Below are 21,744 nucleotides of genomic sequence, written 5' to 3'. Positions count from 1 at the left end.
ATGGAACCGCAATGCCAGATGACGCCCTGATTCACGACGCCAGTCAGGCCATGCCCCGCCTGATCGAGATCATGCGACGCCTGCGCGATCCGGATGCGGGCTGCCCCTGGGACATCGAACAGGATTTCGCCACCATCGCCCCCTACACGATCGAAGAGGCATACGAGGTCGCCGACGCGATCGAGCGCAGCGACTGGGCAGAGCTGCGCGGCGAGCTGGGCGATCTGCTCCTCCAAGTCGTCTTTCACGCCCAAATCGCCGACGACAAGGGCCTCTTCCAGTTCGAGGATGTGGCCAACGCCATCGCCGACAAGATGGTCGACCGGCACCCGCATGTCTTTGGCGACGAATCGCGTGACAAATCCGCCGAGCAGCAGACCCGCGACTGGGAAACCGTCAAGGCCGCCGAACGCGCCGCCAGGGCGCAAAGCGGCACGTTGGACGGCGTCGCCGTGGGCCTGCCCGCGCTTCTGCGTGCGTTCAAACTGCAAAAACGCGCCGCGAGGGTGGGGTTCGACTGGCCCGACGCGTCCCATGTGCTGGACAAGATCACCGAAGAGGCCACCGAACTGACCGAGGCCGCCGACGCCCTAAGCCCTGAGAAGGTCGAGGAAGAATTCGGAGATCTGCTGTTTGTGATGGCCAATCTCGCCCGGCATATGAAGGTGGATCCCGAGGCGGCCCTGCGCGCCGCCAATGCCAAGTTCATCCGACGCTTCGAGCGAATCGAGACCCTGCTTGCCGATCGTGGCAAAACGCCCGATCAATCAGATCTGGCCGAGATGGATGCGCTGTGGGATCAGGCAAAATCAGAGGAGCGGCGCTAGACGGACGAAGACGACTTTCGGTGAAAGCTTACCAATGACCGCCTTATCCCTCCAGCGCACCAATCATCTCCACTCGCGTCGCGTGTCTGCCGCCCTCAAACTGAGCGGATAGGAAGGCATCAACGATATCAAGAGCCAGCCCTTCACCCACAACGCGCGCGCCAATCGAAAGCATGTTGGCATCGTTGTGCTGGCGGATCATGCGCGCTGAAAATGCGTCGGCGCACACGCCACACCGGATGCCTTTAACTTTATTCGCCGCCATCATGATGCCTTGACCAGTACCGCATAGAATGATGCCAAGCTGGCACTCGCCAGACGCAACAAACCGCGCCGCTGCTTCGCCATGCTTAGGATAGTGGGTGCTCTCGGGTGTTCTCGGCCCGATATCGACGACCTCCCACCCCTGCTCTTCGACGTGACCAGAAATGGTCTGTCGGAGTTGAATTGCTGCGTGGTCGCTGGAAAGGACAATACGTTTGCTGGCTGTCATGCGGGAGAGTATCCACCAAAAAATCGATTGAGCAACCGAAAGTGGTCGTTCGTTCACCTCGCGGCGTTTGGTAATTGGGCTCGGAGCAACCACTAAACGCACCACGGAATTTGACGATACCCTCTCATACGGCCAGTGAGAGGGTGGCCCAAAGCAAACCCTAACTGACACGGCCGGATGCTGCGATACGGCCTGCCATCGCTGCCGTTGGTACATTTCGCGGCCAGTCCCGAATGTGATCGGCGGCTTCTAGAGAGTAAACTGAGTTTAGAACCCTGGCTTTTCACAGGCCATTGCATCAAAAAAACCGCTGCACTCACTGCAACTTGAAAAGCGAAGTGGCAGTATGCCACTATTTGACTGCTGAACGGATTTACCCTTGAGGTGCTTTATAAGCGTAGCCAATGGATGAGGTTCTCAAATACGGTCTGCTTCTTATCGGTAACTTGATTGCCTTTTCCGGAGCATGGTTGGTGTCGTTCACCGAGATCGACAAGGTGACCAAGCGAAAGCGGCTTACCAAATGGGGCAGACGCGCACTTCCGTTGGCAATCATCCTTCTTGTCGCGGGGTTCGCCCTCACAATATTGAACGACCGCCAAGGCGCCCAAAAGGCGCTGGAAGCGCAAAGGGCTGCGGAGCAACGCAACCTTAAGATCACCAGGTTGCTAAGCGAAAGCGAAGCGCGAGATGATCAAATGGCAGCGCTTCTCACACAGCTTTTGACACAAGTTGCCGATGCATCAGCAGAGCCGGACGCGACTCTGGTCTCAAATCTCGCTGACAGCCAAGTAGTCTCTCAGCTCGCCGCCGACGACCCTGAATTGGCAGCGGCACTCAATCAGCTGGAGGAACGGTTGGGGGGCAGGGGCGCGACGATTGAGAGGATGTCACAACGCGGCGTCGCACTTCCGGCAGCAACTGACGACGTTCTTATTGCCATGCACCTGGGACTCCGGTGGTTCGGCGGCAACCCTTTCCGGGATGCGGAAGAAGAAATCGATCCGATTACCGTCACTGCGCTTCAGTCGATTATTCGTGGAGTCAATGCCGACGTCATCGCAGTGACCGAGATCTCTGACGTGTCATCATTCGAAATACTGATTGATCGTTTGCCACAATATCGCGTCGTGTATGGTGAGCGCGGTCTGGGTGGCCGCATGGGTACAGCGATGCTGTATCGTCCCGACAGAGTCCGATTGGCCCGACAGCCCGGCACGATTTACGGAGAAAACTATCGTTTCCCGCGACCACCCCAAGTTCTGAGCTTTGAGTTCACAGGGCAGAAATTTCAAACCGTTCTTGTGCATCTGAGATCGCAGCGCGCTTCAGACGAAGATCCAAGGGGAAGCGTGCGCAGAGAAATGGAGGTTCAGGAGCTACTCGTGGCGCTGGATGATCGTCCGCCTATGCCCACTTTGATCCTTGGCGTCCTAAACGCACCCAACCAATGGCCGGAGTTTGAGAGATTCAGAGAAGTTGACGCGCGTTTTGCAGGAAATGACCTTCCAGCAGACGCGACAACATTCATCAGCGAGCGATTTGGGCCTATGGTTCTGAGTGACTTTGCAGCGCTAGGCGGGCTGCAAGACAAATACCTTGATCAATCAATTGAGGTGATTTCGCTTCCCGATTGGCTTGGGCCTTCCTGGACGTCCGAACAAATCACTGAACGTATCTCTGATCATCATCCGATCGTAGCAGCATTTGATTTTGGTAACCTCGCCGAACCTTGAGATAACTCCAATGAACGGCCCATTGCGGTTATGCATTGGGACCTGACCATGCGGCGTGCGAACCGTGAAACCCACCATTCGTGTATGGCGCAGCATTTTCGATGAGCGGATAGCGGCAGGGCGAAACACAGCCGTCATTTGATAACGAGGCCAACCCTACCCTAGCGTTTTTCAACGCCGTGAAGAGCTGTCACACGGTTCATTGCGCTGGCCGTTGTTATGTTCAGCTAAACGAAAATAGACATGATACTCGTCTCAAGGTAGAAATCATGAATTGAAGGCTGACATTAGGAAGGTAGTCTGATGGCGATTGACAATACTAATGGCCATTTGGCCCCTTCGTGGTTTGTGGCGCCCGGGGAGAGTGACCATCTGGCATGGTTATCATTTGCCTTTATCTGCCTTGCTCTTTTCGGATTGGTGACACTATACGCAGCTTTTGATCGCTGGGCCGAGCACCAATCCAAGGGAACGCCTCTTGCCAAGACGATCCCAACGATGTTGACCGTAGCTTTGCTGTATGAAATTTTCCCACTGGGACATTTCAACATCCTGTTGCCACTGGCCGCAATCCTGATCGCACTGATGGCGGATTGGTCGAGGTTTAATCTACGAAGTGAGGTTGGAGCGGAGCCTCTCCTTGCGGGAGGCACAGCAACACACGATGGGTCATCAGGCGATTTTGTTGACAGGAGTGTTATCGCGACAGACGCGCCTTCGATTTCAGATGACATCGAAGAGGAGCGCAAAGATGTTTGAGCTTCTTCTGACATCCTTTCCCGTCATAATCCGATACTTTCAACTTAAGCGTCGTGGCGAAGTAATGAGCGTCTGGAACATGCGTAGCGCCGTTTTCTTGTGGGCGATCATGGCGTTTTTACTGTTCTTGGTGATCTTCTATTTCCATCCGAAGTCATATTCCGGATTGCTCCCGTTCCGCACCGTCTCGGTTGTAGCTCAAACCAGCGGCCCAGTGACCGAGGTGGCGGTTCAGAACGGTCAACGTATCGCGAAAGATGATCTTCTTTTTCGTATCGAGAGCAGCGCGCAACAGGTTGCACTTCGTCAGGCAGAAGCTGAGTTGGACAAGCTGGCCGCTGCTGAAACCAAAGCACAGAATACTTTGAAGGTGGCTCAGGCCAGCGAGGTTGAGGCAAAGGCGTCGCTGGAAAAAATGCGCGTTGACCTTGAAAACGCCCAGACCTTGTTTGCCCGAAATGTCGGCACTCAGGACGCAGTTCGTAAATTGGAGGCAGGGGTTACTGTGTCCGAAGCCGAACTGGCGGCGGCACAAGCGCAGGTGGAGCTTGCACAATCAGATATCGCTCAGGCAATTCCGGCACAGCGTGAGGCGGCCAAGGTTGCGGTAGAAGCTGCACGGGTTGCACTTGATCAGACCGATGTGCATTCGTTTACCGATGGCGTTGTTACCCAATTGGCAATGAGTGTCGGCAGTCCGGCCTCAAAGCTGATCCTGAGCCCGGCGATGGTTATTATTCCCGACCGCCCCGAGGGCCTGCCACTTCGCATTACAGCTGGATTCTCACAGGTTGCGCGTGCCACGCTTTACGAAGGGATGCCTGCGGAAATTGCTTGTGATAGCAATGTGAGCCTGTCGTTCAGAAATGCCGTATTGCCGGCAAGAGTCTTGTCGGTCCAGCCCGCGATTGCCGCGGGTCAGGTCGTGCCCGGAGGCAGGCTTTTGGAACCCAATAACGGTTTGGCGCGCGGCTCTCTTCTGGTCTATTTTGAACTCGAACACCCCGAGCACGAAGCGATAATGATAGATGGCAGCGGCTGCATCGTGCAGACCTACACCAACAACCTCAGTGGCTTCACAGGCCATGTGATTGCTGCGACAGGTGTGGTTAAGGCAGTGGGCCTGCGTCTCAAGGTCTGGGGATCATTGATCTCTGGTGTGGGATTGGCAGGTGGTGGCGGGCATTGATTTACCCGCACCAGATGCGGGTGACGGTAGCGGCCTCATCCAGATCTACATTCAGCCGGGCCGGGTTGTGATCCATGGTCATCGCCGATCCCGGCGGCAAAACACGCAGGGGTTGGCCTTCCGTTTCAAAACTACCTGAGTCGAAAGGCAATCCGACAAGAACCTGCAGCTTCGATGCCCCGCAGACATCGTCTGCAGCCGCTTGCCTTGCTGGCCGTTCCTCCTCGGAAACGCAGGCGCCTAGCAGTGTCAGAATGACAATTACAGTGGTTCGCATGCGTCAGGCGTCCTTCGATTTGCGACAAGCGTTAAGAAATCTGACGCATTATCGCATGCGCGCGCCGCGCCGCCATTGAAAAAGCGCGACCTTTCAATCAATGTCTCGGAAAACGCATTGGGAGGACATGTATCATGCGCACCACAGCCGCCGTTGCCGTTGAAGCAGGCAAACCGATGGAAATCATGGAGGTGAACCTTGACGGCCCGAAGGCGGGCGAGGTTCTGGTGGAAATCAAGGCCACCGGGCTTTGCCACACGGATGACTTTACCCTGTCGGGCGCGGACCCCGAAGGCGCGTTTCCCGCGATCCTGGGCCACGAAGGAGCCGGTGTTGTGGTTGAGGTCGGCCCCGGTGTGACATCGCTCGAGGTCGGCGATCACGTGATCCCCCTCTACACGCCCGAGTGTCGGACCTGCGAATACTGCCTGAACCCGAAGACCAACCTGTGCCAGTCGATCCGGGAAACCCAGGGCAAGGGCGTGATGCCTGATGGCACCAGTCGGTTCTCAATGCTCGATGGTACGCCTATCCTTCACTATATGGGCTGTTCGACCTTCTCGAACCACACGGTTCTGCCCGAGATCGCACTGGCCAAGGTGCGCAAGGACGCGCCGTTCGACAAGATCTGTTACATCGGCTGCGGCGTCACCACTGGGATCGGTGCGGTAATCAACACCGCCAAGGTCGAGATCGGCAGTCGAGCGATTGTCTTCGGACTGGGCGGCATCGGCCTCAACGTCATCCAGGGGTTGCGGCTGGCGGGGGCCGACCAGATCGTCGGCGTCGATCTGAACCCCGGCAAGGTCGAGATGGCCACAAAATTCGGTATGACCGATTTCGTCAACCCGTCCGAAGTCTCGGGCGATCTGGTGGGCCATCTAGTCGAGGTGACTGGGGGTGGCGCGGATTACACCTTTGACGCCACCGGCAATGTCGGCGTGATGCGCACGGCGCTGGAGGCCGCGCATAAGGGCTGGGGTGAATCGATCATCATCGGCGTGGCACCGGCAGGGGCCGAAATCTCGACCCGGCCGTTCCAGCTGGTCACCGGGCGCAGCTGGCGCGGCACGGCCTTTGGCGGCGCGCGGGGCCGCACGGATGTGCCAAAGATCGTCGATTGGTACATGGATGGCAAAATCGAGATCGACCCGATGATCACTCATATTCTCAAGCTCGAGGACATCAACAAAGGCTTTGACATGATGCATGCGGGCGAGTCGATCAGATCCGTTGTTGTGTACTGAAGCGTGAAAAACCAAAAAACCCGGGCGTCGCCCGGGTTTTTAGTTCTGCATCAGGTCAGCAGGCTTTTTCTTCATATAATTCCACGGGGCGGCAACCATAGGTCCGAGCACGTGATCAGTGGTAGAACTTGCTGCGACGATGGCCGTATTTATACCCATGGCGATGGCGCTTACCGTATTTGTAACGCTTGTGGCTTGAATGACGATAGTATTTCTTTTTTTGACCGAAGCGGCCGTAATAATTCTTCTTATGGCGAGAATGGCCATAATAGCTCTTTTTGTGGCCGTGATGGCCAGACGCGACATACCCGTGCTCTTTGCTCTTGCTGTGCTTGGCGATTGCCGTGCCGATAATAACCAGGGCTGCTGCACCGGTGATGATTTTGGCCGTATCGTCACTCGCCTGAGCGGTCGTGGCGGATATGCCGGAAATCGCGAGGCCAAGCGCTGTTACAGCGGCAATGAAGTGTTTGTGTATCATCGTTCTTCCTCTCACTACGTGGGCCTCTGACGAGGGCCGTTGCTGCTGATAGACAAATGGGGGCTGCGGCGGCGCCCGACACCCTTTCTGTCGACTTCGTGTACGCTACCCGCCGCGCGTTCACCTTCGCGTGTGCCCCATGGCGGACCGGGCTGGAACATGACCTTTCGATAAAGTCGGAAAGACGCACAGCTCTTGTGCGCTGCAGTATGTTGATGTCATGAATAGCGACCTTAACTATTGCTGAATACGGAAAGCAGAGGAAACGTCATGAGCGATGATACTTATACGCCCCCAGAAATCTGGACATGGGAAGAAGAAAACGGTGGCGAGTTTGCCTCGACCAATCGTCCCATCGCGGGGGCCACCCACGACAAGGAGCTTCCTGTCGGCAGACATCCGTTTCAGCTCTATTCGCTGGCCACGCCCAACGGGGTGAAGGTCAACGTGATGTTTGAGGAGCTGCTGGCGGCGGGGCATGACGCCGAATATGATGCTTGGCTGATCCGCATCGGCGATGGCGACCAGTTCGGCAGCGGCTTTACCGAGATCAACCCAAACTCGAAAATCCCGGCGCTGGTGGATCACAGCGGCGACACCCCGGTGCGGGTCTTCGAATCCGGTTCGATTCTGATGCACCTGGCCGAGAAATTCGGGGCGTTCCTGCCCGCCTCGGGCCCCGAACGGACCGAGGTGATCAACTGGCTGATGTGGCAGATGGGCAGCGCGCCATACCTGGGCGGTGGTTTCGGGCATTTCTATTTCTACGCGCCGCAGCACTGGAAATACCCGATTGATCGTTTCGCGATGGAGGTCAAACGCCAGCTTGACGTGCTTGACCGGCAACTGGCCGACCGGCCCTATATCGCGGGCGAGAATTATTCCATTGCCGACATGGCGATCTGGCCCTGGTACGGCAACCTGACCCTTGGCCGCGCCTATGGTGAGGCTGGCACGTTCCTCGATACGAAAAGCTACAAGCATGTTCTGGCCTGGGCGGAAAAGATCGACGCCCGCCCGGCGGTGCAACGCGGCCGGATGGTCAACAAGACCAGTGGCGAGCCATATGAACAGCTGCATGAGCGCCATAATGCCAGCGATTTCGAAACCATGACGCAGGACAAGATCAGCGAAGACGCCTGAACGGCCCCTTGCGGATAATCCGGTTTCGCGTCGCTTGAACTTCGGGCATGGTGGCCCAAAACAGGAACTGCCATGCCCGCTGAAACCCTCCTTCTCGCTGTGCTGATCGACGCCGATAACGTGCCTGCCAAATATGCCGATGCGATCCTGAAAGAGGTCACCAGCTATGGCGAACCGGGGTTGCGACGGGTGTATGGCGACTGGTCCAGTCAACAGCTTTCGGGCTGGACGGTAACGGCGCAGAAACTCGGGCTCGTCCAACATCAGCAGACCGCCAACACCAAGGGCAAGAACGCTTCGGATATCGGTTTGGTGATTGATGCGATGGATATCCTGCACGCCGGACACTTCGATGGCTTTGTGCTGGTGTCCTCTGATAGCGATTTTACCCGGCTGGCCAGTCGCATCCGCGAACAGGGCCTGACCGTGATCGGTATCGGAGAAGCCAAGGCACCTGACGCGCTGAAAAACGCTTGCAATCGCTTTGTCGCCATCGAAAACATTTATGATGAACCCGGCCCTGACAAATCTAAATCATCCAAGCTGAACCAGCAGAAGGTCGCCGACGCTCGCCATCTGATTTTCGATGCAATGGAAAAGATCGATCAGGATGGAGAGTGGTATCCGCTGGGCCGCATCGGACAGCAGATCCAGGCTGACAAACCGGATTTCGACACTCGCAGCTATGGCCGGAAAAAGCTGAGCGACTTGGTGAAAGAACTGAAAGTCTTCGAAACCAAATCCAACCCCGGAAATCAGCTTCTGGTGCGCCGGGTCGATTAGGGCGCTCAGAAAAACGGCAGCTGGTGGCCAACTATGATGGCGGCCAGCCCCGCCGCCATTGTCACCACCACGTTGTTGCTGGTAATCGCCACGGCAAGTGCCACTAGCGCCGCCAGCCATGTCACAATCGGCTCTCCCGCCAGGGACGATGCAACAAGCCCCACCATCAGGCATCCCGGCAGATCATCCAGAAACGGTTTCAGCCGCGGGTTGGCGGCAATGGCCCGGCCCCCGATCAGGCCCGCCAGCCGCACGCCGTAGGACGCGACGGCCAGTAATCCGATCAATAACCACTCGGCGCTGCTCATGCGGTTTCCTCCCTGCGCGCCCGGCGCATCTGGGCCGTGAAAACACCGACCAGACTGCCCAGAACGATGGCATAGGCCGCGCCCATCCCGGCCTGTACCAGGCCCAGCGTGACTACAAATGTGACCGCCCAGGGCAACACCGTACGCCGGCCCCGCCACATCGCCCGAGCCATGGCGATAAAAGCCGCGGTAAAGGCAAAGCCAAGCCCGTAGCCTTCCAGATCGGGGATCGCGCCGCCAATCAGTGCCCCGGCACTGGTCGAGATGACCCAGACCGAGATCATCGTCAGCCCGGACCCGATCAGGAAAGCCGCGCCGATGGTCGGATCATGCGCCCGCCTCGCCATCGTCAACGCCCAGTTCTCATCGCCGGTGATATGGATCGCCAGCAGTTTCACCCGCAAGGGCACGTCCCGCAGCACCTCCGAAAGCGACGCGATAATCCCCAGATACCGCAGGTTCAGCGCCGCACCCGCCAACACCGCGCCCAGCACGAAACCATGACTGCCGAATTGCTCTACCGCCACGATCTGGCTGGACCCGGCATGCACAACGCCGCTCATCAACGCCACGCCCCACCATGGAAACCCGATCTGTGCCGCCAGAACGCCGAAGGCAAAACCATAAAGCGCCGCGCCGGCTGCCAGCGGCAAGATGGAAAGAAAGCCCTGCTTCATGGCGTGACTTTATGAAATTCTGGTGATCTTTATACATCAATTACGCTATTATAGATGATCGAATGCCATCAAACTTAGGTAGGATATAATGGATATAGTTGATTTAGACGCCGTAGATCGCAAAATCCTGTCGGCGATTCAGGAGGATTCGCGCCGCCCGATCGCCGAGCTTGCCGCCTTGGCCGGGGCATCGACCGCGTCAGTGCAACGGCGCCTCAGACGGTTACGTGAAAACGGTGTGATCCTGCGAGAGGTGGCCCAACTTGACGCGGCCCTGCTTGGCTTTGGCATCACCGCAGTCGTTTCGGTCGATCTGGAACGGGATCGGCTGGACCAGATTGACGCCTTCAAGCGCAAAGCACGAACAGATCCTAATGTGCAGCATTTCTACTGCGTGGCGGGCGAGACGGATTTCATCATCGTCGTCGTGGCCCGCGACATGGCGGATTACGAACAATTCACCCACCGGTTTTTCTTTGCCGACAAGAATGTGCGTAAATTCCGCACTTCAATCGCTGTCGCGCGGGAAAAATCCACGCTGGCGCTGCCATTGGAGACGTAACCGTCGGTTTGTTTCAGCACGCTGCATTGTCATTCATGTGCCGCGTGGACTCTTGTCACGACCCAAGAATGTGCCAGCATAAAATATGCAACCAAAGGTCGTTTACTTCACAGGTCAAAGCTGTAACGTTTTCGTTATTAACCAATTTGAAAGGACGCGCGGCATGTCTACGATCGAAAGTTTTTTCGGGCTGATTGGCGATTTGACCTGGGGCTGGTCTTTGATCCCGCTTCTGGTGATCTTCGGGCTTTTCATCACCGCCCTCACCGGATTTGTTCAGTTCAGGTTTTTCAAGCGGATGTTCCGCGTTTTGTCCTCGAAGAACCAGTCGGGCGATCCCAACGCGATTTCCGCGCGCGAGGCGCTGCTGATCTCGGTCGGGGGGCGCGTCGGCGGCGGCAATATCGCCGGTGTGGCGGTGGCGATCACGTTGGGCGGGCCCGGCGCGGTGTTCTGGATGTGGGCGATTGCGCTCGTGGGCATGGCCACCAGCCTTGTGGAATGCTCGCTGGCGCAGCTCTTCAAGGAGCGTCAGCCCGACGGCACGTTCCGCGGCGGCCCGGCACGGTCGATCATCCACGGGCTTGGACATGAATTCAAATGGCTGGCGGTGATCTACGCAGTCTGCCTGATCGCAGCCTTCGGCCTTGGTTTCAACGCGTTCCAGGGCAATACTGTTGCCGGTGCCATGGAAGACAGCATGGGCATCAGCCGTTTCATCACCGGCGCTGTTCTGGCCGTGATCGCCGGGTTTATCGTCTTTGGCGGCATTCACCGCATCGCCAAGGCGGCCGATGTGGTCGTCCCGATCATGGCGATCGGCTATATCCTGATGGCCCTCGTCATCATTGTGATGAACATCGGATCGTTGCCCGGCGTCATAAGCTCGATCTTCGCCAATGCCTTCGGGTTGGAAGAGGCCGTGGGCGGCGGCATGGGCGCGGCGATCGCCCAGGGCCTGCGCCGTGGGCTCTTCTCGAACGAGGCCGGCCTGGGCTCGGCCCCGAACGTGGCGGCCACCGCGGATGTGCGCCATCCGATCAGCCAGGGCATCACGCAAAGCTTTTCGGTCTTCATCGACACGATCTTCATCTGCAGTTGCACCGCCTTCGTGATCCTGCTGGGCGATGTCTATGTGCCGGGCGCCGAAGGTGTCGACGGAATCGCGCTGACCCAACAGTCGCTGGTCTCGCATCTGGGCGAATGGGCGCAATACTTCCTGTCGCTGATGATCCTGCTCTTTGCCTTTAGCTCGATCATCTACAACTACTATCTCGGTGAAAACGCCCTGACAGTGATCACCAAAAGCACGGCGGCACTGAACGTGCTCAGGATCGTGATCATCGGCATCGTCTTTCTGGGCGCCACAGCACCGGGCGCGACATCGGTCTTCTTCTTCTCGGATCCGATGATGGGCATCCTGGCGGTGGTGAATCTCGTGGTGCTGATGATGCTGCTGCCAACCTGCCTGCGGCTGCTCAAGGATTTCCGGGCACAACTGGCCGCTGGCGTTGCCCGTCCCGTGCTGAACCCGGATGACTTTGCCGATCTCGAGCTGGACCGCACTGCCTGGACAGGCAAGGCGCCGGCCGAGTAGTAGGCAAACTGAAACAAGAAACGGGCGTCGAATTGTGGCGCCCGTTTGCATTTCCGAATTCTGGTCGTGACTTAGTTCATCAGTCCCGCGTGGCGCATGCCATCGTCGATCAGCGCTTTGGTCCCATCGGTCAATCCTGTCAGGGGCGAACGGACCTCATCGCTGCACAGGCCAAGCTTCGACATGGCGTATTTGGCGCCAACAAGGCCCGGTTCGGTAAAGATTGCCTTGTGCAGGGGCATCATGCGGTCCTGCAACTCGAGCGCGGTTCCGTAGTCACCTGCCAGTGTTGATTCCTGCATCTGCGACAACATCTTGGGTGCCACATTCGCGGTAACCGAGATGCAACCCACACCGCCCTGGGCATTGAAGCCATGCGCCGTGGCATCTTCGCCCGACAGCTGAATGAAATCTGCGCCGCAGGTCATCCGCTGGTACGACACCCGCGCCAGATCGCCGGTGGCGTCCTTGACCCCGACAATACGCGGCAGTTTCGCCAGTTCACCCATGGTCTCGGGTGACATGTCCACGACGGACCGTCCCGGGATATTGTAGATGATGATCGGCAGCTCGCAGCAGTCGTGCAACGCGGTGAAATGCGCAATCAACCCGCGTTGCGTGGGCTTGTTGTAATAAGGTGTCACCACCAGCGCGGCGCTGGCCCCGACACGGTGTGCATGCTGCATGAACCGGACCGATTCGACCGTGTTGTTGCTGCCCGCCCCCGCGATCACAGGGATTCGCCCCGCAGCAGCCTTGACCACCTCCTCGACCACGGTTTCGTGTTCTTCATGGCTTAATGTGGGGCTTTCGCCGGTGGTGCCGACAGGCACAAGGCCGTGGCTACCTTCAGAAATATGCCATTCTACAAGGTGTTTGAGCGCATTTATGTCCAGTTCGCCGTTCTTTAACGGCGTCACCAGCGCAGGAAAAGATCCCCTAAACATGCCACGCTCCTTCCACATTTCTAATTTAGCCTTAACGGGCTGATCATAAATCGCACGCTACGTTAGCGGTATGACGCCTTAGTGCCAAGTTTGTGCATAGACGGGTCCGCTGCGCGTGCTTAGGTTGGCGCTGTCTATCCTTCGCCAGAGAGGGAAATGCAAGGGATGTCGCGTTTCGTGACGTATATTATGGCTCTGATCTGCCTTGCCCTGCCGGGTGGGGCTTCTGAACACGCGCCGCAAGCACCCCGCCCTCTTGCCAGCGCATTTCACGCCATGCAGGAAGATCGCTGGGGGGTTGCGGCAAAGCTTGCCGCCCGCGACGGACCAGCAGCAGCCGACCTGATCGAATGGTATCGGCTGCGATCGGGGCGGGGTACGCCCCAGGATATTCTCAGCTTCCTCAGACGCAATCCGGACTGGCCGGGCCTGGATTATCTGCGTCGTCGGAACGAGGTGCGGATGATCATCGCCAGCAATGAAGAAATTCTGGAATTCTACAACGACCACACACCGCAAACCGGCATCGGGGCCCTGACCAATGCCAGCGCGCTTATCGCAGCAGGCCAGACCGGCGATGCCGAGGCAACGATCGTCATGGCGTGGCGCACCTTGGACCTTACCACGGACGAGCATGATGCCTTGATAACGGCCTATGGCGAGTTGTTGAAGCCGCATCATGAAGCGCGCATGCACATGGCGGCCTGGCGCGGCCTGAAGGATGTCAAGGATATGATGCCTTTGGTTTCCGCAGATCTCCGCAAGCAGATAGAAACCCGAAGAAGCATCGAAAACGGTCGCAAGGCGCTGGATAAATGGATCGCCGGTCTGCCCGGCCCTCTTCGCCGAAACGCCCATGTCGCCTATGCCGAATTCAACCACCTGATGAGCCAGCGCAAGACCGACAAGGCGATCAAGCTGATGCTTCGCCAAAGCCGGATCGATGGCGGTTTGGGCGAGCCCGACCGCTGGGCCAATAATCGCCGTTCGCTTGCACGGGCGCAGATGCGTCAAGGCAATCATCAGCTTGCCTATGATCTGGCCTCGACCCATCAGCTGACCGAAGGATTCAGATATTCCGATCTGGAATGGTTGTCCGGCTATCTGGCGCTGCGGTTCCTTGATGCGCCCGAACTGGCACTGGATCATTTCCAACGCTTCAGCGCGGCGGTTGAAACCCCGATATCACTGGGCCGCGCGGGCTATTGGATCGGTCGTGCACAAGACGCGCTTGGCGATACTGAGGCAGCGCAGGTCGCCTATACCCGTGGCGCCGATCATCAGACCAGTTTCTACGGGCTTCTGGCTGCTGAAAAGGCAGGGCTGCCGCCCGATACCACCCTGGACGGAACCGAGAGTTTTGCCCCCTGGCGTGATGCCGAATTCGCAAACTCAACTGTCAATCAGGCCGCAATTCTGGCGTTGGCCACCGGGCGGCTCAATCTGGCCGAGACATTCTTTGTGCATCTTTCGACTCATCAGAACCGCGAAGGGTTGGGCCAGATGACGCAAATGCTCGAAGAACTGGAGCAACCGCACCTTCAGATCATGCTGGGCAAGGCCGCGGCGCGGCGTGCCATCGTATTGCCCGCCGCCTATTACGCCCTGCACCCGCTAGCGCGTGAAACCCTGCCAGTACCGACTGAACTGGCGCTGACCATCGCCCGCCGCGAGAGCGAATTTGATTTTGATGTCGTTTCAGGTGCCGGCGCACAGGGGCTGATGCAGGTCATGCCGGGCACTGCCAAAGAGGTCGCTGGTGATCTGGGCATCGAGTATGATCGCACCCGCGTGATGCAGGACTGGCGTTATAACGTCAAACTCGGATCGACCTATCTGGCGCAACTCGCTGACTGGCTGGATGGCAATCCGGTACTGATGGCGGCTGGCTATAATGCCGGGCCCGGTCGGGCACGCCAATGGATTGAAACCCTTGGCGACCCCCGTGACGAGAGTATCGATATCATCGACTGGATCGAACATATCCCCTTCCGGGAAACCCGGAACTACGTGATGCGCGTCACCGAAAGCCTGCCGGTTTATCGGGCTCGGCTGGGCAAGGCGCCGCTTCCGGTTCCATTCACCGAAGAGCTGACCGGAACCACCTTTCTACCGGACCGGCGCGCGACGCTCAGCGACTGAACATGCCCTGTCCGCGCCCTAAGACCGGCCTGCTATCTTGTGTTGACGCCAAAGCGTAAAGAGCCCTGCCGATACGATCAGCACGACACCTAAGGCCACATTCAGGCGAATGGTCTCGCTAAAAACCAAGATCCCGATCACGCTGGCAAACCCCAGCTGCAGATAGGCAAAGGGCTGTACGGCGCTGGCTTCGGCCACCTCATAGCATTTGATCAGCGTCCAGTGGCCCAGCGCACCGGTTATGCAAAGCGCCGCCATCCAACCCCAGTCAGGGCCGTTCATCGGCTGCCAGAACCAGATACCGACCGCCGTCATCGCCACCGATCCCACTGTGCCGGTCCAGAAAAAACTGGTTGCCGTGTTGTCCTGACGCGCCACATAACGGGTCAGCAAAGCATATAACGCAAACATCAACGCTGCGGTCAGCGGCACCACAGCCTGCGGCTTGAAGACGCCGAAGCCCGGTTCGAGGATGATCACGACGCCGACAAAGCCGACCCCGATCGCGGCCCATCGCCGCCAGCCGACATGTTCCCCAAGCACCGGCCCGGACAGGGCGGCGACCAGCAGCGGATAGCAGGCGAAAACCGCATGGCTTTCGATCAGTCCCAGAAGTGTGAAGCCCGCCACCATCACACAGATTTCCGTTACCAGCAAAAGTGACCGGAACCCCTGAACCAGCGGCTGTTTCGTGGCTGCTGCGGCCCGCACTCCTCCTGCCTTGCGCGCAGCGATGGTGATAACGAAGGCGGCGAAAAACCAATAGCGGATCATCACCACCATCAGCACGTTATATTCCGCCGCCAGATGACGCGAAATCCCGTCCTGCACGGCAAAGATGAAGGTCGTGGCAACCATCATTAGGATGCCAAGCCGTGTGTTTTGCTCACTCATGTCTGCCTCAATACTGCAGTGCTCATATGCCGCTTGCGGCCATATCCCGGACGCCGGGTGACATCGAAACCTGCCGCGTCCAACCCACGCCGCACGAACCCTGCCGCCGTGTAGGTCGCCGCCGTACCGCCCTCTGCCGTGTGTCTTCCAACTTCGGCCATCAGGTCTTCGCCCCAGAGCTCCGGGTTCTTGGCAGGCGAAAACCCATCCAGATACCAGGCATCGGCCTGTCCCGTCCAATCAGGCAGAACCTCCCGTGCGTCGCCCTCGATGACATGCAGTTCGATATCTGGTGCGTAGTCGATCTTGCCATTGCCTTGCGCCCACGCTGCAACCAGTGGCGCGGTCACCTCGGAGAGTTCGGGAAAGGCAGACAGGGCCTGCGCCATGTCTCCGGGCGCCATCGGGTACGCTTCGAAACTCGTGAAGTGCAGCTTGCCTGCGATATCGGATGCCCACCACGCCAGCACCGTCGTCAGAAAATTCAACCCGGTGCCAAAACCCAGCTCGGCCACGTGAAACCCGTCACGAAACCGGCCCGGCAAACCGTTGCCTTCCAGAAACACATAGCGCGTTTCCGCCAACCCGTTCTCGAGGCTGAAATACGGATCATCAAACCGGGTCGAAACCGGCACATCGCCGTCCCGCCAGTCGATCTCGGCCTGCTGGCCCTGCATGGTCGCATCCTTTAGGAAGGGGTTGAGAACGCGCCGACCATGCAGAGGAGACGAGGTTTTGGCAATGCCCGATATCACCGTACTGGGCGCTGGTATATTTGGTCTGTCGATTGCCTGGGTGTGCCAGGGACGCGGTGCCAAAGTGCGGGTGATCGACCCCGGAGGCGCCGGTGCGTCGGGCGGGGTGGTCGGCGCGCTGGCCCCGCATGTTCCCGAGAACTGGAACGACAAGAAGGCGTTTCAGCTTGAAAGCCTGCTAATGGCCAAACCGTTCTGGCACGAGGTCGAGGCGGTCTCGGGCATCTCGTCCGGCTATGCCCGCTTAGGCCGCTTGCAACCGATTGCGGATGCCGCGGCCATGACGCTTGCGCAGGCACGAACCAAAACCGCAGCCGAGCTTTGGCAAATGAATGCTACCTGGGAAATCATCGCAACCGATGATCAGGGCTGGGCGCCGGTCAGCCCTACGGGGAAACTGATCCATGATACACTCAGCGCCCGCATTCACCCGCGCCGCGCCTGCGCCGCGCTGGCGGCTGCCATCACCACACGTGGGGGCGAGATCCTGACCAAAGGTGCACAGCAGGGTCAGGTGATCCACGCCACCGGTGTTGCCGGGCTGGCGGAGTTGAACCGCAGCCACACCCGCACTATCGGCAACGGCGTCAAAGGCCAGGGGGCGCTGCTTCATTTCGACGCGCGCGATCAGCCGCAGCTTTTTGCAGATACGGTGCATATCGTGCCACATACAGATGGCACCGTGGCCATCGGATCAACCAGCGAACGCGATTATGATGACGCTACCAGTACCGACGAAAAGCTTGACGAAGTGATCGAGCGTGCAATGCGGGCTGTCCCCATTCTGCACGGCGCGCGGGTAGTCGAACGCTGGGCCGGGCTGCGCCCCCGCAGCCGGTCTCGCGCCCCGATGCTGGGCCCTCATCCGCTGCACACAGGTCAGTTCATCGCCAATGGGGGTTTCAAGATCGGCTTTGGCATGGCGCCGAAGGTGGGGCAGGTGATGGCAGACTTCGTACTCGAAAACAAAGATTCTATCCCTTGTGATTTCCGACCCGAAGCATCCTTCTGATATACTCAGGACATGCGCGCCCGATCTCCCATCTTCGTCATTCTGTTCACCTGCCTTTGCGTCAGCACAGGTATGGCGGCTGATCCCTCGGCCCCTGCCCGCGACAACGTTCCACGTATCTGGCGGGCCCTTGCCGGTGACCGGGTGGAGCTTGACGGGGTGGCATATGGCCTGCACGGCGTCACCTGCCCCTCCCCCGACAACGGCACGGGGCGCGAGGCCAAGGCGCTGTTGAACACCTTTATGCTCAACAGCAGATACCGGCGCGAAATCACCTGCACATTCCATCGCGACGACAATGTTAAAACCGTCGATTGCGCACGCCGCGAGCAGAAGGCCTCGGCTCTGATGATCGACAGCGGCTTGTGCCAATTAAAGCCGCCGAGCGAAACACTGGCCTATACAGGCGAAACCCTGTCGCTGACACGGTTCGCGTCCGCCTTTGACCCAGTCAGCTACTGGCGGCTGCGATCATGCATTGGCGTCCATCCGGACCTCGTACCCACGCAATGCCGTCACGCCAGCAGAACGTGGCCTCTTCGCTATGCAGAAGCGGCGCGGTGGCTCGAAAGGCAAAATTTCTCACGCTGCCCAACTGGTTTTCAGCCAATAAGATCAGGTGTTGGGCCAAAAGCGGCCCATGCACCACCAAACCGTTATAGCCTTCGACCGTTTTTGCATAATCGCTGTCATAATGGATCCGGTGGCCATTGAAGGTCAGTGCGGAATAGCGAAAGAGCAACGTTGAATTGAAAGTGACGCTTTCGCGGGCAACCTCGTCGCGGCGAGCCTCGGGCGGGACAGGTACAGGTGCATCCGGATCCGGGTCTTGACGGTAAACCAGATCTTGCCAGTCGGTCACACATAGCTTTCCCTCCTGACGAATCTCATGCCGCAGGGTAACAAAACCCAGCTTTCCGGTGCGCCCTTCCTTACGTTCAGCCTTTTCCAGGATCGTTCGCCGCTCTGCTGGCACACCAGCGCGCAGGGCTGCTGTAATTTCCAGCCGCCCGCCAGCCCACATCCGGCGCGGCAGGCCCATATTGGGAATGATCCCGCCGACCTTCGGGTGTCCATCCCGACCTAGGCGCGACGGTGGCTGCGGGTCCCAGAAATAGAGTTGATGGAAAAACGCAGGCAGGGTGTCCTCTGTCGCAATCGTAGCCTCCTGGCCCAGCAGTGTCTGCATGGCGCGCGCACGCGCGGGGTCGATCACGTCATTCAGGGTTTGCACATTCTCGGTCATGCGGGCAGGCTAGGCCTGTACCCCCGGAGGAACAATCCTGAAATGACGCCTGCACTGACCGCACTTGATCATCTGGTTCTGACCGTCGACGACATCGACGCTACGTTGGAATTCTATGAAAATGTGCTGGGCATGCAGGCAATCCAGTTCGCACCAAGCGGTGGCGGTCCACGCTGGGCGTTGAAATTCGGTACGCAGAAGATCAACCTGCATCAGGCCGGTGCCGAATTCGAACCCAGAGCAAGCCATCCCCAACCCGGATCGGCAGATCTGTGTTTTCTCAGCGATACGCCGTTGGCGGCATGGACACATCACCTGAATGTCAGGAACATAGCGATAGAGGAAGGCCCGGTTGCGCGCTCGGGCACATCCGGGCCGATCAATTCGATCTATATCCGCGACCCCGATAACAATCTGATCGAGATCGCTAATCAGGGCGATTGAGCTCAGCCAATCTCGGCGCGCAGCGCCTGCATCCGCGTGCTCAGTGTTTCCTTGTAACGCACATTTTTCAATGCGCCGCTCTCGTCGAACTCGTTCATTGCGGCGGCTATCAGAACCGCAGGGCCGGGTAGCAGCCGGACCTGTAGCTGCGTCAGGCAGCTCAACACCATGAACTGCGCCGTTTCACCACCAGTCCGGCCCGCCGCGGCAGAAATCACCACTGTCGGCTTGTTCTTCAGCACAGGCTCGGACACCCGGCTTACCCAATCCAGCGCGTTTTTCAGCACCCCGGGAATGCCTTTGTTATATTCCGGTGATGAAATCACGATCGCATCGGCCCCCTTGATCTGGCTCGCGAGCATCTGAACCGAGGCAGGTATCCCCTCGGCCTCTTCCAGGTCTCCATCATATAGCGGCAGGGCAAGATCCGCCTCCACCACCTCGGCGTCACCAAAGGCACGTGCAGCCTCTTTCAAGAGCATCCGGTTAAAAGAACCTTTGCGCAGCGATCCCGAGATCGCCAGCAATGTTGGCTTGGACATATGGTAAACCTTTCAACTCCAAATTCCGTTTGTTGAAACTGGGGTGGTTAGCGTGCGGTGACAATACGCATTGGCGCACATAAACTGCGCTTATGGACGATTTGTGCAAATTTGTCGTTATGGTGTCGCACGTGTTTGAGAAAAACCATGGCGTTGAAATCAGTAATCCTATCTCGCTTCTGACGACGCAAGGCAAATCATTCGCTCTCTTTATACGAGATTTCAGGTGGCGACCCCGGCAGGATTCGAACCTGCAACCTGCCCCTTAGGAGGGAACCGTTCATAACGTTATTCCTTCTGTGATTTCTTGCCCTTGGGTGTTTGTACAGTGTCCGGCTGTACATGATTTGTACGAAAACGGGCTCTGACATCGGCCTCATCCGTCTCCGCGTGGGCGTAAATTCGCATGGGCAAATTGGGGTCGGACCAGCGCCCAGCCTTTGCTGCTGTGACTGGATCGACGCCTTGTCGCACCACCAGTTCCGTGAAGAACCCATGCCGCCCTGCCGGGTGTGCAGACAGGTACGGAATGCCTGCGCGCTTGCAGATTGTCTTCCAGCGCGTGTTGTAGCCTGTCGAGCTGCCATAGCCGAAAACGCGCGGCTTCATGAGCTTGCCGGTCTTGCGGTTCTTGGGCCGTTTCGGCGGCAAGGCCAGCAACTCGTCCATCATCTGCGGCGAGACTGTAATCCAGCGTTCGGGATGGCCTTTCTGTGCTTTCACCCTGACCTTGTTCTCGGCGCGTCGCAGATCGTCAGGCTCAATCGAGACAGCTTGATCGATCCGCGCCGCCGTTTCGAACATGAATCGCACCAGGGCAGCGTTGTAAGGATCAGCAGCTCGGCAGAACGCCTCGATCCACTCTTTATCGGCTGGCTTGCGTTCAACACGGCTCAGTTTGCCTCGGCGCTTGTCTTGGGCAATCCGCTCGAACTTGTCGTATGGCTTCACCCGGATCAGCGGCGTGCCTTCCAACTCGTGCGAGTTGTTGATCACCGCACTCGCGGGCGTCACGATTTCGCGCCACCAAGTATCGGTCGAGGCCTTCGGTTTCAGTTTTGGGCCAAGACCTTTCAGGAGCGCACCAGAGATCGCACCCAATGGCATGTCGCCAATCTCTTCGACAATCGGGATCAACTGCTTCGCGGCCTTGGAGGAGGCATTGTAGAGCATGATTGCATCGGAGAACGTCTTGCTCGGCTCGTCGCCAACGACATGCCGGCGTATCTGAAGCTCCGTCTCGCGGTTTATCCAGTCCCGTGCGCCTGCTTCTGTAGATGCCTTAGTGCTTCGCCGGTATGGGCCTGCGATTGGCCTGCCGTTGTACTCGACCCAGCCCTTAGCCCAGTAGACGGTGCCCCTCTTGTAGATTTGGAGCGGCATGACTGACCTCCTTCAAATATGGTGTCGATCTGCGCGGGAGTGATCAGCATCGTTCGACCAAGCCGATAGAAAGCGCCCGTGTCATTCGCCCGTTCGCGCAATGTGCGCTCGGAAATTTCGATCCCCATCCCGGCCATGACCTCGACCCACTGCGCGGGCGTTTTGCCAAGCTCAAGGATTTGCGAGCTGTCTGATTTTTCGGTCTCTGCCATTTCAGTCGTCCTTGTCCGCTTGGGTTGAATAAGCGATGCGCAAAGAATCGCTTGTTTCGCACCTTCTGACGTGGTCAGATGATTGAGA

23 protein-coding genes are annotated in these 21,744 nt (G+C 58.2%); 12 read left to right on the top strand and 11 right to left on the bottom strand.

Features of this window, described 5'->3' with window-relative positions:
- Nucleotides 1–11 precede the first annotated feature (11 nt).
- A complete protein-coding gene (gene mazG / locus LC334_RS09560; protein ID WP_085800350.1) occupies nucleotides 12–827 on the top strand; it encodes a nucleoside triphosphate pyrophosphohydrolase in 816 nt (271 codons plus the stop codon).
- Nucleotides 828–870: 43 nt separating this feature from the next.
- Here mazG and rpiB read toward each other — a convergent pair whose 3' ends face one another.
- Nucleotides 871–1,320: a ribose 5-phosphate isomerase B gene (gene rpiB / locus LC334_RS09555; protein ID WP_085800351.1), complete on the bottom strand. Its 450-nt coding sequence runs from the start codon at nucleotides 1,318–1,320 to the stop codon at nucleotides 871–873.
- Nucleotides 1,321–1,724: 404 nt separating this feature from the next.
- Here rpiB and LC334_RS09550 point away from each other — a divergent pair, with 404 nt between their 5' ends.
- The 3 genes from LC334_RS09550 to LC334_RS09540 all read left to right on the top strand — a co-directional run bounded on the left by LC334_RS09550 (nucleotide 1,725) and on the right by LC334_RS09540 (nucleotide 5,004).
- Entirely contained in the window at nucleotides 1,725–3,056 is a 1,332-nt protein-coding gene (locus tag LC334_RS09550) for an endonuclease/exonuclease/phosphatase family protein (protein ID WP_085800352.1), read from the top strand.
- 303 nt (nucleotides 3,057–3,359) lie between these two features.
- Nucleotides 3,360–3,815, top strand: a complete 456-nt coding sequence (locus LC334_RS09545) for a hypothetical protein (protein WP_223412937.1) — start codon at nucleotides 3,360–3,362, stop codon at nucleotides 3,813–3,815.
- Nucleotides 3,721–5,004 (top strand): HlyD family secretion protein, encoded by a 1,284-nt coding sequence (locus LC334_RS09540; protein ID WP_223412936.1) that lies wholly within the window; start codon nucleotides 3,721–3,723, stop codon nucleotides 5,002–5,004. The genes LC334_RS09545 and LC334_RS09540 overlap by 95 nt, the downstream gene beginning before the upstream one ends.
- Before the next feature lies 1 nt (nucleotide 5,005).
- Here LC334_RS09540 and LC334_RS09535 read toward each other — a convergent pair whose 3' ends face one another.
- A complete protein-coding gene (locus LC334_RS09535; protein ID WP_085800354.1) occupies nucleotides 5,006–5,281 on the bottom strand; it encodes an I78 family peptidase inhibitor in 276 nt (91 codons plus the stop codon).
- 134 nt (nucleotides 5,282–5,415) lie between these two features.
- Here LC334_RS09535 and LC334_RS09530 point away from each other — a divergent pair, with 134 nt between their 5' ends.
- Complete coding sequence (locus LC334_RS09530; RefSeq protein ID WP_085800355.1) at nucleotides 5,416–6,528, top strand: S-(hydroxymethyl)glutathione dehydrogenase/class III alcohol dehydrogenase; 1,113 nt, start codon at nucleotides 5,416–5,418, stop codon at nucleotides 6,526–6,528.
- Between the two features lie 115 nt (nucleotides 6,529–6,643).
- Here LC334_RS09530 and LC334_RS09525 read toward each other — a convergent pair whose 3' ends face one another.
- Nucleotides 6,644–7,009, bottom strand: a complete 366-nt coding sequence (locus tag LC334_RS09525) for a hypothetical protein (RefSeq protein ID WP_139836370.1) — start codon at nucleotides 7,007–7,009, stop codon at nucleotides 6,644–6,646.
- A gap of 270 nt (nucleotides 7,010–7,279) precedes the next feature.
- Between LC334_RS09525 and yghU the strand changes: the two genes are divergently transcribed.
- Both yghU and LC334_RS09515 read left to right on the top strand, forming a co-directional pair.
- A complete protein-coding gene (gene yghU, locus LC334_RS09520; protein ID WP_085800358.1) occupies nucleotides 7,280–8,152 on the top strand; it encodes a glutathione-dependent disulfide-bond oxidoreductase in 873 nt (290 codons plus the stop codon).
- A gap of 72 nt (nucleotides 8,153–8,224) precedes the next feature.
- Nucleotides 8,225–8,935 (top strand): NYN domain-containing protein, encoded by a 711-nt coding sequence (locus LC334_RS09515; RefSeq protein WP_085800359.1) that lies wholly within the window; start codon nucleotides 8,225–8,227, stop codon nucleotides 8,933–8,935.
- 5 nt (nucleotides 8,936–8,940) lie between these two features.
- Here the strand turns inward: LC334_RS09515 and LC334_RS09510 are convergent, their stop codons facing one another.
- Together LC334_RS09510 and LC334_RS09505 are read right to left on the bottom strand one after the other, a co-directional pair.
- On the bottom strand, nucleotides 8,941–9,243 hold the full coding sequence (locus LC334_RS09510) for an AzlD domain-containing protein (RefSeq protein WP_085800360.1): 303 nt from the start codon (nucleotides 9,241–9,243) through the stop codon (nucleotides 8,941–8,943).
- Nucleotides 9,240–9,920, bottom strand: coding sequence for an AzlC family ABC transporter permease (locus tag LC334_RS09505; RefSeq protein ID WP_085800361.1), 681 nt, complete (start codon nucleotides 9,918–9,920; stop codon nucleotides 9,240–9,242). The genes LC334_RS09510 and LC334_RS09505 overlap by 4 nt, the downstream gene beginning before the upstream one ends.
- An 88-nt stretch (nucleotides 9,921–10,008) precedes the next feature.
- Between LC334_RS09505 and LC334_RS09500 the strand changes: the two genes are divergently transcribed.
- Nucleotides 10,009–10,482 (top strand): Lrp/AsnC family transcriptional regulator, encoded by a 474-nt coding sequence (locus tag LC334_RS09500; RefSeq protein WP_085800362.1) that lies wholly within the window; start codon nucleotides 10,009–10,011, stop codon nucleotides 10,480–10,482.
- A 163-nt stretch (nucleotides 10,483–10,645) separates the two neighbouring features.
- A complete protein-coding gene (locus tag LC334_RS09495) occupies nucleotides 10,646–12,079 on the top strand; it encodes an alanine/glycine:cation symporter family protein (protein WP_085800363.1) in 1,434 nt (477 codons plus the stop codon).
- Nucleotides 12,080–12,150: 71 nt separating this feature from the next.
- Here LC334_RS09495 and dapA read toward each other — a convergent pair whose 3' ends face one another.
- A complete protein-coding gene (dapA, locus tag LC334_RS09490; RefSeq protein WP_085800425.1) occupies nucleotides 12,151–13,026 on the bottom strand; it encodes a 4-hydroxy-tetrahydrodipicolinate synthase in 876 nt (291 codons plus the stop codon).
- A 177-nt stretch (nucleotides 13,027–13,203) separates the two neighbouring features.
- On the opposite strand from dapA, the gene LC334_RS09485 reads away from it, so the two are divergent.
- Nucleotides 13,204–15,168 carry a lytic transglycosylase domain-containing protein gene (locus tag LC334_RS09485; protein ID WP_306372158.1) on the top strand — a complete coding sequence of 655 codons (1,965 nt, stop codon included), beginning with the start codon at nucleotides 13,204–13,206 and terminating at the stop codon, nucleotides 15,166–15,168.
- Between the two features lie 18 nt (nucleotides 15,169–15,186).
- On the opposite strand, the gene LC334_RS09480 is transcribed toward LC334_RS09485, so the two are convergent.
- Both LC334_RS09480 and mnmD read right to left on the bottom strand, forming a co-directional pair.
- Entirely contained in the window at nucleotides 15,187–16,062 is an 876-nt protein-coding gene (locus LC334_RS09480) for a DMT family transporter (RefSeq protein WP_085800365.1), read from the bottom strand.
- Nucleotides 16,059–16,739, bottom strand: coding sequence for a tRNA (5-methylaminomethyl-2-thiouridine)(34)-methyltransferase MnmD (gene mnmD, locus LC334_RS09475; protein WP_085800366.1), 681 nt, complete (start codon nucleotides 16,737–16,739; stop codon nucleotides 16,059–16,061). The genes LC334_RS09480 and mnmD overlap by 4 nt, the downstream gene beginning before the upstream one ends.
- A gap of 64 nt (nucleotides 16,740–16,803) precedes the next feature.
- Here mnmD and LC334_RS09470 point away from each other — a divergent pair, with 64 nt between their 5' ends.
- Nucleotides 16,804–17,829, top strand: a complete 1,026-nt coding sequence (locus LC334_RS09470; protein ID WP_085800367.1) for an NAD(P)/FAD-dependent oxidoreductase — start codon at nucleotides 16,804–16,806, stop codon at nucleotides 17,827–17,829.
- A 451-nt stretch (nucleotides 17,830–18,280) separates the two neighbouring features.
- Here the strand turns inward: LC334_RS09470 and LC334_RS09465 are convergent, their stop codons facing one another.
- Nucleotides 18,281–19,075 (bottom strand): acyl dehydratase, encoded by a 795-nt coding sequence (locus tag LC334_RS09465; RefSeq protein WP_085800368.1) that lies wholly within the window; start codon nucleotides 19,073–19,075, stop codon nucleotides 18,281–18,283.
- A gap of 42 nt (nucleotides 19,076–19,117) precedes the next feature.
- Here LC334_RS09465 and LC334_RS09460 point away from each other — a divergent pair, with 42 nt between their 5' ends.
- The gene (locus LC334_RS09460) at nucleotides 19,118–19,519 is read left to right on the top strand and encodes a VOC family protein (RefSeq protein ID WP_085800369.1); all 402 of its coding nucleotides are present in this window, start codon (nucleotides 19,118–19,120) and stop codon (nucleotides 19,517–19,519) included.
- A 2-nt stretch (nucleotides 19,520–19,521) separates the two neighbouring features.
- Here LC334_RS09460 and LC334_RS09455 read toward each other — a convergent pair whose 3' ends face one another.
- Together LC334_RS09455 and LC334_RS09450 are read right to left on the bottom strand one after the other, a co-directional pair.
- On the bottom strand, nucleotides 19,522–20,061 hold the full coding sequence (locus LC334_RS09455; RefSeq protein ID WP_085800370.1) for an NADPH-dependent FMN reductase: 540 nt from the start codon (nucleotides 20,059–20,061) through the stop codon (nucleotides 19,522–19,524).
- 288 nt (nucleotides 20,062–20,349) lie between these two features.
- Entirely contained in the window at nucleotides 20,350–21,444 is a 1,095-nt protein-coding gene (locus tag LC334_RS09450) for a tyrosine-type recombinase/integrase (protein WP_085800371.1), read from the bottom strand.
- Nucleotides 21,445–21,744: the final 300 nt, after the last annotated feature.

This window comes from Roseovarius aestuarii, from assembly GCF_019966515.1.
In the GTDB taxonomy this organism is placed as follows: Bacteria; Pseudomonadota; Alphaproteobacteria; order Rhodobacterales; family Rhodobacteraceae; genus Roseovarius; species Roseovarius aestuarii.
Note: the sequence above shows the minus strand (reverse complement) of the source record. Positions and strands in the feature narration are given on the sequence as shown.

Coding starts and splice junctions, on each gene's coding strand:
- LC334_RS09530 (WP_085800355.1), top strand. CDS start 5,416: ATGCGCACCACAGCCGCCGTTGCCGTTGAAGCAGGCAAACCGATGGAA.
- LC334_RS09505 (WP_085800361.1), bottom strand. CDS start 9,920: ATGAAGCAGGGCTTTCTTTCCATCTTGCCGCTGGCAGCCGGCGCGGCG.
- LC334_RS09540 (WP_223412936.1), top strand. CDS start 3,721: ATGGGTCATCAGGCGATTTTGTTGACAGGAGTGTTATCGCGACAGACG.
- LC334_RS09550 (WP_085800352.1), top strand. CDS start 1,725: ATGGATGAGGTTCTCAAATACGGTCTGCTTCTTATCGGTAACTTGATT.
- LC334_RS09460 (WP_085800369.1), top strand. CDS start 19,118: ATGACGCCTGCACTGACCGCACTTGATCATCTGGTTCTGACCGTCGAC.
- LC334_RS09455 (WP_085800370.1), bottom strand. CDS start 20,061: ATGTCCAAGCCAACATTGCTGGCGATCTCGGGATCGCTGCGCAAAGGT.
- LC334_RS09500 (WP_085800362.1), top strand. CDS start 10,009: ATGGATATAGTTGATTTAGACGCCGTAGATCGCAAAATCCTGTCGGCG.
- rpiB (WP_085800351.1), bottom strand. CDS start 1,320: ATGACAGCCAGCAAACGTATTGTCCTTTCCAGCGACCACGCAGCAATT.
- LC334_RS09510 (WP_085800360.1), bottom strand. CDS start 9,243: ATGAGCAGCGCCGAGTGGTTATTGATCGGATTACTGGCCGTCGCGTCC.
- mnmD (WP_085800366.1), bottom strand. CDS start 16,739: ATGCAGGGCCAGCAGGCCGAGATCGACTGGCGGGACGGCGATGTGCCG.
- dapA (WP_085800425.1), bottom strand. CDS start 13,026: ATGTTTAGGGGATCTTTTCCTGCGCTGGTGACGCCGTTAAAGAACGGC.
- LC334_RS09470 (WP_085800367.1), top strand. CDS start 16,804: ATGCCCGATATCACCGTACTGGGCGCTGGTATATTTGGTCTGTCGATT.
- LC334_RS09465 (WP_085800368.1), bottom strand. CDS start 19,075: ATGACCGAGAATGTGCAAACCCTGAATGACGTGATCGACCCCGCGCGT.
- yghU (WP_085800358.1), top strand. CDS start 7,280: ATGAGCGATGATACTTATACGCCCCCAGAAATCTGGACATGGGAAGAA.
- LC334_RS09515 (WP_085800359.1), top strand. CDS start 8,225: ATGCCCGCTGAAACCCTCCTTCTCGCTGTGCTGATCGACGCCGATAAC.
- LC334_RS09535 (WP_085800354.1), bottom strand. CDS start 5,281: ATGCGAACCACTGTAATTGTCATTCTGACACTGCTAGGCGCCTGCGTT.
- LC334_RS09545 (WP_223412937.1), top strand. CDS start 3,360: ATGGCGATTGACAATACTAATGGCCATTTGGCCCCTTCGTGGTTTGTG.
- mazG (WP_085800350.1), top strand. CDS start 12: ATGCCAGATGACGCCCTGATTCACGACGCCAGTCAGGCCATGCCCCGC.
- LC334_RS09495 (WP_085800363.1), top strand. CDS start 10,646: ATGTCTACGATCGAAAGTTTTTTCGGGCTGATTGGCGATTTGACCTGG.
- LC334_RS09480 (WP_085800365.1), bottom strand. CDS start 16,062: ATGAGTGAGCAAAACACACGGCTTGGCATCCTAATGATGGTTGCCACG.
- LC334_RS09450 (WP_085800371.1), bottom strand. CDS start 21,444: ATGCCGCTCCAAATCTACAAGAGGGGCACCGTCTACTGGGCTAAGGGC.
- LC334_RS09525 (WP_139836370.1), bottom strand. CDS start 7,009: ATGATACACAAACACTTCATTGCCGCTGTAACAGCGCTTGGCCTCGCG.